This window comes from Amycolatopsis sp. WAC 04197 (genome assembly GCF_003947475.1).
GTDB classification, from domain to species: domain Bacteria; phylum Actinomycetota; class Actinomycetes; order Mycobacteriales; family Pseudonocardiaceae; genus Amycolatopsis; species Amycolatopsis japonica.
In genome coordinates this window covers 110,476-123,615 of the sequence record NZ_QHJK01000004.1, presented here as the reverse complement: position 1 = coordinate 123,615, position 13,140 = coordinate 110,476, and the positions used below count along the sequence as shown (strand labels likewise).

Here is a 13,140-nt window from a genome sequence, read left to right as displayed (position 1 = left end):
CCCTCCACCCCTCCGGCGCGTGTTCACCCCGGAGGGGATTCCATGAAGACGAAACTTCTGCTCATCGTCCTGGCACTGTTCGTGACGACGGCCTGCTCCGGGGAGCCGTCCGCGGCACCCGCGACGGTCACCGTCACCCCGTCGTCCTCGGCGCCGAAAGCGCCCGCCGGGCCGGACGCCAAGACCGTCGCCTGGCTCGACGGGATGTGCGGTGCGATATACGGCTACCTGAAGGCTTCCAACGATTACGCGAGCAAGCAGCGATCGGGGACCGAAGTGACCCGCAACGCGCTGAAGGAAGAACTCGGGATCCGCGCGGGCTTCGCGGGCAAGGTCGTCGACGAACTGACCGCGCTGCCCCCGTCGCCGATTCCCGGCGGCGACACGGTGCGGAAGTCCCTTGTGGACCAGTACACCGCCGCGAGGGACGCGGCGAACACGGGCAAGCAGCGGTTGGAGAAGTCCGGGAACAGCGCGGCCATGGACGCGGCCATCCAGGCGATGGACGCCACGCAGAAGCCGATCACGGAAACCCCCGACCTCATGCCCGCGCTCACAATCGACACGCAGGACCTGATGGCCGCCGCCGCGGAGGCCAAGAAGTGCGCGGCTCCGCACTAAGGCGTCGTGAAGCCGGGCGGCATCACCATCGGCCGCCCGGTGTTCAAACCGCCGTCGACGAGAACGGAAGTCCCGGTCAGGTAGCCGAAATCCGGTGACGCCAAAGCGAGAACGGCCGAGGCGATATCCGCCGCCTCGCCCATCCTTGGCAGGCCATGGACGTTCAACGGTCCCCAAGCCTTCTTGAACCGCGCCCACGAATCGTCCGGAATGCCCGGCGGCCGCACCAGCGGCGTGTCGATCGTCCCCGGATCGATCGACAGCACCCGGATCCCCTTCGCCCCGTAGTCCAGCGCGGCCGCACGCACGAGCCCCTGCACGGCGCGTTTGCTCGACGTGTAGGCGGCGTGCCCCGGCCTGGTCTGGTCGGCCTGCGCCGACGCGGTGCAGACGATCACCCCACCGCCCGCCTTCAGCAGATGCGGCACCTCGTGTTTGATCGACAGGAACACGCCCCGCGCGTTGGTGCGCTGCACGTCCTCCCATTCGTCGACGGAGATCTCGTGCAGCGGTTTGCCGAGGTGGATCCCGGCGTTGTTGAACGCGATGTCGAGCCTGCCGTACCGGTGGACGGCACCGTCCACAAAGGCCTGAACCTGTTCGGGAATCCGGACGTCCGCCCGGAAGTAGGTCGCCTCCCCGCCCGCGCGGCGGATCTCCCGCTCGACCTCACGGCCGAGTTCTTCCCGCCTGCCGCAGAAGCCGACCTTGGCTCCGGCCGCGGCGAAGGCGATGGCCGCCGCACGGCCGATCCCCGACGTCGCCCCGGTGACGATCACGACCTTGCCCGCGAACCGCCGCCGGTCTTCCCCCGCGGTGGCGGTGTTCGCGGCCAGCATCGCGACACCGGCCGCCGCCGCGCCCCCGAGCACCGCACGCCTGCCCACTGCTTCGCCCACAGTTCCCTCCAGATGGATAGTCTCACTTTCCAAAACAGAAAGTAGAACTATCCATCTGAGAGAACTCTCAAGAATCGATCTCCGGCGTGATCCCACCCGCCGCGGCCAGCGCGCGATGCAGCGCGAGTTCCGCCGTCGGCCCTTCGGCGAGGACGATCCCGGTGCACGACCGCTGATCCGCGAGATGCCGGATCTCGTCGCCAGGGCTCGCCGTCGGATACCACTCCGGCGCGCCGGGCAGCCCGGGCAACCTGTCGAGCCCCGACCAGCCCTTCAGCACGCCCTCCGCGACCGGATACGCCAGGACGAACCCGATCCCCGGGCCTCCCCCGATCTTCCGGGTGAGCAGGGCGGGTTCCTCACCCAGCGCCATGGCGATCATCGCCGAATAGACGTTGGTGCCCAGCGACCGGCACAACGCCTCGCCGAGCATCGCCCCGCCGATCCGGATGTTGATCTCGACGACCTCCGGGCCGTCGGCGGTGAGCACGAACTCGGTGTGCGCGAATCCCTGCTCGTGTCCGGCCGCCTTGAGCACCCGGCCGATCCAGTCGGCCAACTCGGCGTACTCGGCCTCGGGGAAGGCCACCGGGAACGCCGCCGCTTCCTCCCGCCGGACGGGTTCCGGCGAAAGCTGACGGGAGAGGATCCCGAGCAGCCGGGTCCTTCCCTGCCAGGTGACGGTTTCCGCGCTGTAGAGCGGTCCGGCGAAATACGGTTCGGCGATCAGATGTCCCTTGAGCGGTGTTTCCTTCGCCTCCAGCCTCGCCCGGTCGAGTTCGGCCTGATCGCGGACGAGCCACACCCCACGGGACGACGTTCCCGAAGAGTCCTTGACCACCAACGGAAAGCCGAGTTCTTCGGCGACCATGACGGGTACCGGCCTGCCGCGGGTCAGCCCGTGTTCGTACAGCAGATCACGCACCGCGCCCTTGTCCCGCAGCACCCGGACGGCGGCCGCGTCCGGACCGGGCAGGCCGAGCCGGGCGGTGAGTTCCGCACCCGGCAGCGCCCAGGTGTCCGTCGAGTTGATGATCCCGGCGAGGTCCGGGATGGCGCGCAACGCGGTTTCGCAGGCCTCGATGTCGGTGGTGTCGATGTCGACGACCTCGACCCTGTCCGGCCCCAGCGTGCCGAGCTCGTAGCGGTAGATGTCGCGGTTTCCGGTGAACAGCACCAGTTTCCGCCCGGCCTCCGCCGCCGCGTCGGCCAGCCTCCCCAGGCCGAAGGTGAGTGCTTCCAACAGGACGACGGTCACGACGCCCGCTCCTTCCGGTACAACGGCAGTGAGGGTTTCCCGAAGCGGCGCCGCCGCCAGTCCATGGCCGCCCACGGCAGGGCGAGGTCGTCCAGCGACGCGATCTCGCGCGGCGCGAGCGTAGCCGGGTCGACGGCCTCCCGATGCCGGGAGAAAACCCTTGCCGTGTAACGATGTCCGGTGTCGGCGCCGATCACGACATGCGTCCGGTCCGGATTCCGCGCCGCCTCCCAGCCCGCGACGAGGTACGCGGCGCCGGTGGACAGCCCGGCGAACACGGCGTGCTCGCGCATCAGGCCGACGGTCGCGGCCATGGCGTGCACGAAATCCAGCCAGTGGATCCGGTCGTACAGCTCGTGATCGACGTTGTCGAACGGGATGGCCGAGCCGATCCCCGCGATGATCGCGTCCGGATCGGTGAACCGTTCGCTGCCGAAGGTGACACTGCCGAAGGGCTGGACGCCGGTCAGCCGGACGTCCGGATCGCGTTCGCGCAACGAGCGGGCGATCCCGCCGGTCGACGCGCCGGTGCCCACGCTGCCGACGACGGTGAGCGGCCCGGACGGCAGGGCGCGGGCGACGAGGTCGGCGACCTCGGCATAACCCAGGTAGTGCACGGGATCGTGGTACTGGCGCATCCAATGCATGTCCGGATGCCGGTCCAGCAGTTCGCGCACGCGCGCGACCCGGCGCCGCTGGTCGAGGCGGAGGTCGTCCGACGGCGGCATCTGATCCACCGTCGCACCGAGGATCTCCAGCTGCGAACGCATCGTGAGGTCGACGGTGGTGGACGCGACGATATGGCAACGCAGACCATAGCGGTGACAGGCCATCGCCAGGGCGAGCGCGTAGATCCCGCTGGAGCTGTCGATCAGCGTCTGTCCCTTTCGGACAGTTCCGTCGGCGAGCAGCGACCGGACCGCGCCGAGCGCGGCGTAGACCTTCAAGGTTTCGAAGCGGATCAGCACGACGTTCGGTTCGAGCCGGATCAGCGACGGCGTCTTGATCGCGTCGGTGACGTGTTCGTGGACCAGCGCGGTCATCGCGGTCACCGGCCGATCGAGCGCAGGTACGCGGCCAGCGACTCGGCGCCCGCGGCGTTACGCGGACCGCTCACGAGGTCGCCGTAGGAGATGACGTGGAACCGGTTGTCGCGCACGGCGGGGGTGTTCTTCAGCTGTGGCGAGGATTTCACGAACGCGATCTTGTCCTGCGCGGGCCGGTCGGCGTAGTCCACGACGACGATCACCTCGGGTTCGGCCTTCACCACCGCTTCCCAGCCCACAGCTCCCCAGCCGTCCTGCAGCTCGCGGAAGACGTTCGTCCCGCCCGCGACGTCGATGATGTCGTTGGGAGCGGCGTGTTTCCCGGCGGTGAAGGGCTGATCGGTGCCGGAGTCGTAGACGAACACCTTGGCGGGCGGCGATTTCGGCGCTCCGGCACGGACCTTGTCGAAGCGCCCCTTGAGTTCCGCGACCAGCTCGTCGGCCCGCTGACGGACGCCGAAGATGTCACCGAGGTTCCGCAGGTCGGTGTAGAGCGCTTCGAGCGGCGTCACCTCCGACTTCGCGGTGGGGTACTCCCAGCAGGTCTCGGTGTGCAGGTAGCTGCGGATGCCGACCTGCTCCAGCAGTTTCGGCGTGATGCCGCGTTCCTCGCTGAACCCGGAGTTCCAGCCCGCGATCACCCAGTCCGCCTTGGCGTTCACCAGGATCTCGCGGGTGACCCGCGAAGTGCCGAGTCGTTCGACCTTGGCGTAGTCGTCCTTCCACGGCGAACCGGCGATCGACGGGTCGCCGAGCGAATTCATCACGTAGCCGCGCATCCGGCCGGCGAGCCCGAGCGCGAACAGCTTCTCGGCGCCGGAAACGTCGTAGGCCACCGGACGTTGCGGCGCTGGGAAGGTGACCTGCGCACCGCAGTTGGTCACCGTGGCCTGTGCCTGCGCGGTCGGCCCTGCCTCGACCTGGGCACCGCAGGCGCTCAGGAGCAGTGCCGCGGCGAAGAGCGCGGTCACCCTGGACGGCTTCATCGTGAGATCCCCTCGGTTTCGTCGGCGGGAAGGTCGTAGAGCAGTTGGAGCGCGCCGGTCACGGGATGGGTCACCTGGGTGACCTCGACGCCGAAGACCGCGTGGACCGTTTCCGGCGTGAGCACTTCGGACGGCGTGCCGCAGGCGGCGAGCGATCCGGCGCGCAGCAACGCGATCCGGTGACAGACGGCGGAGGCGAGGTTGAGATCGTGCAGCGCGACGAGCACGGTGAGCCCGCAGCCACGCAGGAACTTCAGCAGTTCCACCTGGTGACGGACGTCGAGATGATTGGTCGGCTCGTCGAGGACCAGCACCTCCGGTTCCTGCACGAGCGCCCTCGCCACCAGGACCCGCTGCCGTTCGCCGCCCGAAAGCGTCAGCACACCGCGCTGCGCGAGATGGGTGATGTCCATGCGCCGCAACGCTTCCCGGCACAGCGCGCGTTCACGGGCCGAAAGCCGGAGGTTGCCGCGCTGATGCGGCGAACGGCCGAGCGCGACGACCTCTTCGACGGTGAAGTCGAGATCCGCCCGGCTGTCCTGGGTGAGCGCGGCGATCCGGCGGGCGGTGTCGCGCAGACCCTGCTCCGCGATGTCGGTCCCGTCGAGCAGGACCGCGCCGCCGGACGGGGCCAGCGCGCGGTAGACACAGCGCAACGCCGTCGACTTGCCGCTGCCGTTGGGGCCGAGGAGGCCGACGACCTCGCCCGCGCCGACGTCCAGACGCAGCTCGCGGATCAACGTCGTCCCGGCCACCTCGACGGAAAGTTCGCGTAACGACAGCATCAGCGGCCTCCGAACGTGTAGCCGCGGCGCCGCATCACGACGAGGAACACCGGCACACCGATCAACGCGGTGATCACGCCGAGCGGCAGTTCCTCGGGGGCGACGAGCGTGCGGGCCAGCAGATCGACCCATACCAGGAAGACCGCGCCCACCAGCGGCGCGAGCGCCAGCACCCGGCGATGCCCCGAACCGGCGATCATCCGCACCACATGCGGCAGGACCAGCCCGACGAAGCCGATCGAACCGCTGACCGCCACGAGCAACCCGGTGACCACCGCGGTGAGCTGGAAGAGCCAGCGGCGCAAGGCGGCCGCGTCGGTACCGAGGCTCATCGCGGTCTCGTCGCCCATGGACAGGACGTCGAGCGCGGTGCCGTAGCGCAGCAGGACCACGACCGCGACGGCCACGCCGAGCGCGGCCAGCGGCAGGGACGCCCACGTCGCCGAGCCGAGGCTGCCGAGCAGCCAGAACAGCACGGTCTGCGCGGCCTGGCCGTTCGGCGAGAGGTAGACGAGCACGCTCATCACGGCCTGGAAGGCATACGTGAGCGCGACCCCGGTGAGCACGAGCCGCAACGGCGTCAGCCCGAATTTGCTCCGGGCGGCCAGATACACCAGCGCGGTCGCGCCGAGCGCGCCGAGGAACGCGGCCGTCGACAGCGCCAGCACGCCGAGCCCGGCGAACAGGCCGAACACGACCACGGCGGCGGCGCCGACCGAGGCACCCGAGGAGATCCCCAGCACGAACGGATCGGCGAGGGCGTTGCGGACCAGCGCCTGCACGGCCACCCCGACCACCGCGAGCCCCGCGCCGACCACGGCCGCCAGCAGCACCCGCGGCGTGCGGACCTGCCAGACGATCGAGTACCCGGTGACCTCGTCGCCGGTGATGGTGCCGCCGGTGATCGCCTTTCCCAGGTAGCGCAGGACATCCGTGAGCGCGACGGTGGTCGGGCCGAGCGCGATGCCCGCGATCAGCGAGAGCACGAGGGCTGCCGAGAGCAGGAGCACCGGGCCGGTGAGCCGGAGCGGGCGTGAGGTCTCGTCGTCCGGTTCCGCGAAGAGGCGGAGCGGTTCAGGCACGTTCACCACGCACGATCAGGCGGCGCGCGTGGTTGTCGTACGGCGAGCCGTCGAAGTCGCCGAAGCATTCGACGCCGGTGAAGCCCGCGGTCTCGAACAGCGCCTTCAGTTCCGCGGCGCTGTACAAGAAGGAGCGGATCGACGCCCGCTTCGCCTCGCCACCGCGCACCAGGGTCCATTCGGTTTCGAGGCGGGTCCAGTCGTCGAGGATGGTGTCGCGCATGAACACCGTCCCGCCGTCGACGTCGACCGCCTTCGGCCGCCCGACCCAGCCGGCCAGCACCTCCTTGCCGAGCACGTCGACCAGCAGCCTGCCGCCGGGCGCGAGGCTGGCGTAGGCGTTTCGCAGCACCGTGAGGTTGTCACCGGGCTCGGTGAAGTAGCCGAACGACGTGAACATGTTGATGATCAGGTCGTACGCGCCGGGCTCGGTGTACTCGAGCATGTCGGCCTGGATCAGCTTCGCGGCGACTCCCGCGTTTTCGCAGGCCTCACGCGCGCGTTCGAGCATCGCCGGGCTGAGGTCGACGCCGGTCACGTCGGCACCCCTCCTGGCGAGCGGGACGACGTGGATCGCCGGGCCGCAGGCCAGGTCGAGCACCTTCGCGCCGTCTGCGACTTCGAGCAGCGGTGACGTGGCCGTCAGGCGTTCGGCCTCTTCGGCCCGGCTGGGCGGGAACATCACGTCCGCGAAGCCGACCCACAGGTCGTCGTCCTCGTACCAGTGCATCTCTCTCCGCTCGCCGGGCCGCACGATTCAGCCCCACAAGTCGTCGAAAGGTCGTCTTCGGTTCCCGGCGTCGCCAAATCCTCGTGAGTGGGAAGGACGGTTAGAACCTGTCGTGTGCGGGGGCCGGTAGTGGGCTGAAGGCTCCCTTCGCCGAGTCCGATGCGACGAAAGGAGCCTTCGACCTAGCCGGAAGCGGGGCTTCCCGTGATTGGTCGGACGTCACGTGTGATCCGACGGACGACACACGTGACCAGATGGACGACACATCCGCGACCAAGCTCCGCCGCGTGTCGTCCGTCCAGACACACGTGTCGTCCGTCGGATCACACGTGTCGTCCGTCGGATCACACGAGGCCCGTCCACTCGCTCACGGAGGCGGGATCAAATCGATCAAGAACGTCTGGTCCGGCGCTCCCGAACAGCGTTCCCGCACCACCTCGGTCCCCGCCACGGTGTCCAGGTCACGCAGGCCGAGGCACTGGCTGGTGCCGACGGGCCGGATGACGAACCGCCCTGGTTCCGTCGGGCCTGCCGTGCCGATGGTGAAGAGCTGGTCCATACCATCGTCGTCACAGTCGTCGCGGGGTTCGAGCAGGTCGTGCCCCAGCCCTTCGTTCACGACCGTGAGACAGCCGACCCCGGTCTCCGGATGGTGCCATTGGATCTGCACGGCGTTCTCTTCCCCGACGGGATCGAGGAACAGGTGCGGCGACGCGTCACCGCCGCAGGTCTGCTGGGCGACGATGGTGCCGGAGTAGAGCCGGGTCCGGTCTGTCCCCTCGGCCAGGCAGAACTCGGGCGAGCGCGCGGGCCGGATCCGTGCCCAGCTGCCCACCTCGCGCACGTCGAGGCCGGGCACCACGGCCACGGTGTCCTTGGGTTTGGAGGACGCCCCGAAGGAGCGCGTCAGATAGCCGAGCGTCCCGACGAGGACGACGCTCATGAACGCGGCCACGATCATCGGCGTCCGCCAGCGCCGGCGGCGGGGTTGCGGTTCCGGCGGTGCGACGGCTTCCGCTTTGGGTTCGTCGGCGGGCCGCGGCGGTGCCCCCATCGCGATCCGCGTCCGGGCGTCGAGCCACCGCCGCACCTCTTCGTCGGTCAATCCGCACGCGCGCGTGAACGTCTCGACGAACGATTCCCGGGGCAGTGTGGTGCGGCCGAGGGTGGTCGCGACCGTACTCGCCGGAAGTGTTCCGCCGAGTTCTTTGGCCCTTCCGGCCAACTGCCGATAAGTCAATCCGGACCACGTTCTCAATACACGCAGTGCCGCCGTGTACTCAGCCGGTGAAGCCGTGGAGTCCGGTGGGTGAACCGTCGTCGGCGACTCCCCGTCGCCGTCCCCCTCGTCAACGATCATCGCTCTAGATTGACTGAGCAGATCTGAGCCGCGATACCGCCATTCAGCGGCGCCGGAATCTGCTGTTCGGACCACTCGAACGATTTCGAACAAGGCCGAACTACCCGAAGGTTGCCCCTGCGCTGGTCAGGAAGTCAGGCTGACCTCAGTCGGCCCCCACGCCGGCCACGACTGGGGAGGCCCGGGAATGCGGGCCGAAGAAAATGAGCAAACCAGAAGAATCCGTACGACCATCGTCAAGGGCGACGGTGAACCCGGCGGAAACAGCTGGTTCATCTCGAAAGGCGTCCACTGAAATCTCTGTACTGAACACCGGATGACGTCTGCCGTCGCCTGAATGCGACGCCGGCCACCGATTCCGAAGAATATTCCTCGTGCGCCGCCGGTCTGAGCACACACGAGGAAATAGGGCTGCGAATCCAGTAGCAGACCACTTGTTCACAGATTCGACCCGTATTCGCCCGGTGACCGTGCGTCGACATAAGTATTCGCACCGTTCTCCGGCGATATGGCTCGGTCTTGTTCGAACTCGGTCGTCCTGAATGGCGAACACCGGATTGTGGAGCGTTGTCGATGCATAACGGGCAAAATGATACGGCCGAACGGCAGGTAGCCGTCGTCGGCGGGGGTAATGCGGGGCTCTGCGCGGGGATAGCCGCGATGCAGGCGGGCGCGACCTCCGTCAGCGTCTTCGAAGCCGCGCCGAAAGAACTGCGCGGCGGGAACAGCTCCCTGACCAGGACCATGCGCTTCTCCTGGCAGGGAAGCCCTTTCATCGCCGCCCTGTTGCGAGAGGCGGACAAGGAACGGGTCGAAGAGATCCTGGCCGGCCGCTCCGGCTACAGCGACGAGCAGTACCTCGAAGACTGGTTGCGGGTTTCCGGCGAACAGGTGGACGTCGCGCTCATCGAGTCGATCATCCGCCGTTCGACGGACACGATCGCCTGGATGCGCGACTTCGGTCAGCGCTGGGCCCCGAGACCGACCCCGCTTCCCGGTGACGTGCCGATCGTCCTCGACGGCGGCGGCCAGAGCCTGCAGGACCGGAACTTCGACCGGTTCGAACGGCTCGGCGGAACGGTCTTCTACGACAGCGCGGTCACCGGCTTCGAGAAGACCGCCGACGGCCGGTACCTGCTCCACGGTTCGGGACCCGCGTTCCCGGTGATCGCCGACGCGCTGGTGCTGGCGTCGGCGGGCTTCGAGGCGAACGACCGGCTGCGGGAACTTCATCTCGGCGAGGCGTGGCGGGACGTGAAGCTGCGTGGTGTCCCGTTCAACGAAGGCGCTCCCCTGACGGCCGCCGTCGAGCTCGGTGCCGACACCTCGGGCAACTGGGAGAAGTGCCACACCACACCGCAGGGCATCGAACTGCCCGACCACATGCTGCCGGGGCAGATGCACGAATCCCACGGCCTCGCCCGATACGCCTATCCGCTGGGCGTCGTGGTCAACCGGGAGGGACGCCGGTTCTTCGACGAATCCGGCGGCTACAGCAACCTCACCTACGTCACGCTGGGCCAGAAGATCCAGGAGCAGCCGGGGAGGACGGCCTTCCAGATCTTCGACGACAAGGTCGTCTCGGCGGGCGCGCTCCCCAAGGGGTATGCCGGCGACCCCGCGTCGGTGACCGTCTCCTCGATCGAGGAAGGCGCCCGGCGGCTCGGGATCGACGCCGCGAACCTCACCGCCGAAATCGAGCGGCTGCACGCGGATCAGGACGAGAAGCGGATCGACACCCCGCCGTACCTGTTCGTCCCGGTGGTCTGCGGGTTGACCTTCACCTACGGCGGTCTCTCCGTGACCCCCGACGCCGAAGTGCGCGGCGGTGGCGAGCCGATCAGCGGCCTCTACGCGGCGGGCGTGATCGTCGGCGGCCTTTACGACCAGGGCTATCCGGGTGGCACCGGCCTGATGGCGGGTGCCGTGCTCGGCCGGGCCGCCGGTACCTCCGCCGCCCGCCACGCCATCCGATCACGGGGAGGGGAAGCCCGTGTCGGCACCGTCGCCGGTTGAGAAGACGATCGTCATCGTCGGGCTCGGTAAGATCGGGTCGCTGTACGCCGCTTGCTACGACCAGGCGGGACACCGGATCCGCACGGTGGACATCGGCGACGGGGCAGACTGGGAACGGGTCGCCCAGGTGCCGGATCCGGCGTCGGTCGACGCCTGGGTGGTCGCCACCCCGACGGCGACCCATCTCGCGGTCGTCGACGAGATCCTGCGGCGGCAGCCCGATGCCCGTGTCCTGCTGGAGAAACCGGCCTGCTACCCGGAGGACCTCGACGGCCTCGGTCGCACGGTCCGGCGTCATCCCCGCGCCCGGATCATCGTCAACGACGTGTATTCGCACAGCGAAGCGGTGCAGCGTTTCGCGGCCTCCGTGCGGGAGTTCAGCGAGTCCGATCCCATCCGGAAGATCACCGTCGAATTCACCAAGAACCGGGAATTCGACGTCGCCAACGGAAGGTTCGTCGACACGCAGTACGGCGAAGCCGGCTACGAGGGCTTTCACATGTTGAGCATCCTGCGTGCGATCCTCCCGGCCGAGCAGTACCGGGCCTATCTGCGCACGGTGCCCTCTTCGGTGACGGCGGAAATGCGCGTGCGGACCGCGGCTCCCGGCCTGCCCGACGTCGAGCTGTACACGTCGTCGACCGGGGCCATCGCCTTCCCCGAGCTGGCCGGATTCGCGTTCCCCGACGACGTCGTGAAGGACTTCGTCGTCCCGTCGAGCATCCCGTACGGCTCCGAGTTCCGATACCGCTTCGCGGACGTCGAGCTGCTGTCCGGGAAGCACATCACCTTGGTCTTCGAGCCCTTCTTCGGCACGGACACCGGCTACAAGAACATCCACGCGGTCCACGTCCGGGACGCGGTGCCGGAGGGCCATTTCCTCATCGCCGTCAATCATTTCAAGGAGGCACTTCTGACGCAGCTGGACCTTTTGCGGCACCTCGACGAGGGCACCACGGTGGTCCGCCCGGCGGAGCACCGGTTCCTCGCCGCGCTGGGTTCGGCGATGTTCACCGGAACCTTCCCGCAGACAACGGAAAACGAGAAGTACGCACGGATTGGGAGCGAAGCATGACGCGAAGCATCGAGGACCTTTCGACACTGTTGCGGCCGGCCAAGGACATGCTGCCCGAGGTCGCCGACCGCGACGTGGCGCTGGCCGAGGTCACCGGCCAGGTCAAGAACGACGACGACGCCCGCGCGTTGTTCGCGAAGGCGTGCCGGTTCGAGGCGCCCTACACCGCGAGCTGGATCCACGGTCCCGGGGACGAATCCCCTTACCTGTCCTTGGAACTGGCCGCGTCCTCTTTGGACGACGACCGCTATCGCGCCCTGCTCGCCGACGTCGTGCTCTCGACGTCGACGTCGATCCCGTTCGATTACCGCGCGATGGCCGCGGAAAGGCTCGTCCACGTCGGGGCGGGCGAGTTCACCGGCGCCTTCCAGGAGGTCGTCGATTCCTACGAGCCGCTGCCCAAACGCGGCCTGCAGGCCAAGATAGCCGTCCCCACCGACGGTATCGACCATCTCTTCGACATCCCGGAAACGGTGACTGGCAGGCTCAACCTGTTGATCGCGGCCAGCAGGGCGAAGACGCTGGAGAGCAGGCATCTGCTCGCCGTGCGCGTCCTGGCGAACGGCGTCGTGCCCGCGGAGGAGGTCGGCGACGCGGAACGGCTGATCCTGGAAGACGTCGGAACCACGATGGTGGCGCCGTCGGACTACCTGGTGCCGTGGGACCAGGAGTTCCCCGGTGAGCACGGCTCCGGCCTCACGCTCGCGGAACTGGTGCGCATCACCTTGATGTGCGGGGAATTCTCGCTTCCGGACACGACCGTCCGGCCGATCCTGGTCGATTTCTACCGGTCGGTGCTGCGCACCTGCGGCCGCTCGATCATCGGTCTCTCGGCGGGTGTGTTCCATGTGGAGCACGGCACGCTCGCCACGCCTTCGTACTACTACCAGGGCCGCGACGCGATCCTCGGCAAGGGCTGCGTGATCGACTGCGTCGGCGGGGCGGTCCTGCAGTCGGGTTCGTTCCTCGGGGGCGGCTACATGCCGATCCTGATCCACACCCACAAGCACATCCGCAAGGGCGGCCAGGCCGCCGCCTCCGAGCGGAAGCAGATCCTTCCTTGCGTCTTCGCCGCGGAAGCGGGCGCGCGGTACCCGATGCACGCGATCGGCCTGTTCGAAACGGTGGACTACCTCGGCAAGGAGACCCCGTACGAGGGGATCCGCGCGATCCCGCACGTCAAGTGACACAAGCCTTTTCCGGCTGAACACGAAATCCGTATCTCGCGATGCCGCCGGGCGGGGCGACTCCGCGCCGCCCGGCGGCATCGAAACTGGAGGGT

At 68.4% G+C, this 13,140-nt stretch carries 12 protein-coding genes; 4 read left to right on the top strand and 8 right to left on the bottom strand.

The genetic code is table 11. The annotated features are described in order from the left end of the window. Positions 1 to 42 precede the first annotated feature (42 nt). The gene (locus DMC64_RS17350; protein ID WP_125734372.1) at positions 43 to 621 is read left to right on the top strand and encodes a hypothetical protein; all 579 of its coding nucleotides are present in this window, start codon (positions 43 to 45) and stop codon (positions 619 to 621) included. Here DMC64_RS17350 and DMC64_RS17345 read toward each other — a convergent pair. The 8 genes from DMC64_RS17345 to DMC64_RS17310 form a co-directional block, all read right to left on the bottom strand. Then, the gene (locus tag DMC64_RS17345) at positions 618 to 1,520 is read right to left on the bottom strand and encodes an SDR family NAD(P)-dependent oxidoreductase (RefSeq protein WP_125734371.1); all 903 of its coding nucleotides are present in this window, start codon (positions 1,518 to 1,520) and stop codon (positions 618 to 620) included. The two genes, DMC64_RS17350 and DMC64_RS17345, sit on opposite strands and share 4 nt — an antisense overlap. Before the next feature lie 67 nt (positions 1,521 to 1,587). After that, entirely contained in the window at positions 1,588 to 2,778 is a 1,191-nt protein-coding gene (locus DMC64_RS17340) for an ATP-grasp domain-containing protein (RefSeq protein ID WP_125734370.1), read from the bottom strand. Continuing rightward, the gene (locus DMC64_RS17335; protein WP_037341280.1) at positions 2,775 to 3,830 is read right to left on the bottom strand and encodes a cysteine synthase family protein; all 1,056 of its coding nucleotides are present in this window, start codon (positions 3,828 to 3,830) and stop codon (positions 2,775 to 2,777) included. The genes DMC64_RS17340 and DMC64_RS17335 overlap by 4 nt, the downstream gene beginning before the upstream one ends. Continuing rightward, positions 3,827 to 4,810 carry an ABC transporter substrate-binding protein gene (locus DMC64_RS17330; RefSeq protein ID WP_125734369.1) on the bottom strand — a complete coding sequence of 328 codons (984 nt, stop codon included), beginning with the start codon at positions 4,808 to 4,810 and terminating at the stop codon, positions 3,827 to 3,829. Before DMC64_RS17330 ends, DMC64_RS17335 begins: the two co-directional genes overlap by 4 nt. After that, entirely contained in the window at positions 4,807 to 5,595 is a 789-nt protein-coding gene (locus DMC64_RS17325) for an ABC transporter ATP-binding protein (protein WP_081975875.1), read from the bottom strand. Before DMC64_RS17325 ends, DMC64_RS17330 begins: the two co-directional genes overlap by 4 nt. Continuing rightward, on the bottom strand, positions 5,595 to 6,686 hold the full coding sequence (locus DMC64_RS17320; protein WP_125734368.1) for an iron ABC transporter permease: 1,092 nt from the start codon (positions 6,684 to 6,686) through the stop codon (positions 5,595 to 5,597). Before DMC64_RS17320 ends, DMC64_RS17325 begins: the two co-directional genes overlap by 1 nt. Beyond that, entirely contained in the window at positions 6,670 to 7,407 is a 738-nt protein-coding gene (locus DMC64_RS17315) for a bifunctional 2-polyprenyl-6-hydroxyphenol methylase/3-demethylubiquinol 3-O-methyltransferase UbiG (protein ID WP_037342494.1), read from the bottom strand. Before DMC64_RS17315 ends, DMC64_RS17320 begins: the two co-directional genes overlap by 17 nt. Positions 7,408 to 7,774: 367 nt before the next feature. Then, complete coding sequence (locus DMC64_RS17310; protein ID WP_255432627.1) at positions 7,775 to 8,767, bottom strand: XRE family transcriptional regulator; 993 nt, start codon at positions 8,765 to 8,767, stop codon at positions 7,775 to 7,777. Positions 8,768 to 9,340: 573 nt separating this feature from the next. On the opposite strand from DMC64_RS17310, the gene DMC64_RS17305 reads away from it, so the two are divergent. The 3 genes from DMC64_RS17305 to DMC64_RS17295 are packed head-to-tail and all read left to right on the top strand — an operon-like array spanning position 9,341 to position 13,045. Further along, complete coding sequence (locus tag DMC64_RS17305) at positions 9,341 to 10,783, top strand: FAD-dependent oxidoreductase (RefSeq protein WP_125734367.1); 1,443 nt, start codon at positions 9,341 to 9,343, stop codon at positions 10,781 to 10,783. After that, the gene (locus DMC64_RS17300) at positions 10,761 to 11,858 is read left to right on the top strand and encodes a Gfo/Idh/MocA family oxidoreductase (protein ID WP_125734366.1); all 1,098 of its coding nucleotides are present in this window, start codon (positions 10,761 to 10,763) and stop codon (positions 11,856 to 11,858) included. Before DMC64_RS17305 ends, DMC64_RS17300 begins: the two co-directional genes overlap by 23 nt. After that, on the top strand, positions 11,855 to 13,045 hold the full coding sequence (locus DMC64_RS17295; protein WP_125734365.1) for a hypothetical protein: 1,191 nt from the start codon (positions 11,855 to 11,857) through the stop codon (positions 13,043 to 13,045). The genes DMC64_RS17300 and DMC64_RS17295 overlap by 4 nt, the downstream gene beginning before the upstream one ends. Positions 13,046 to 13,140: the final 95 nt, after the last annotated feature.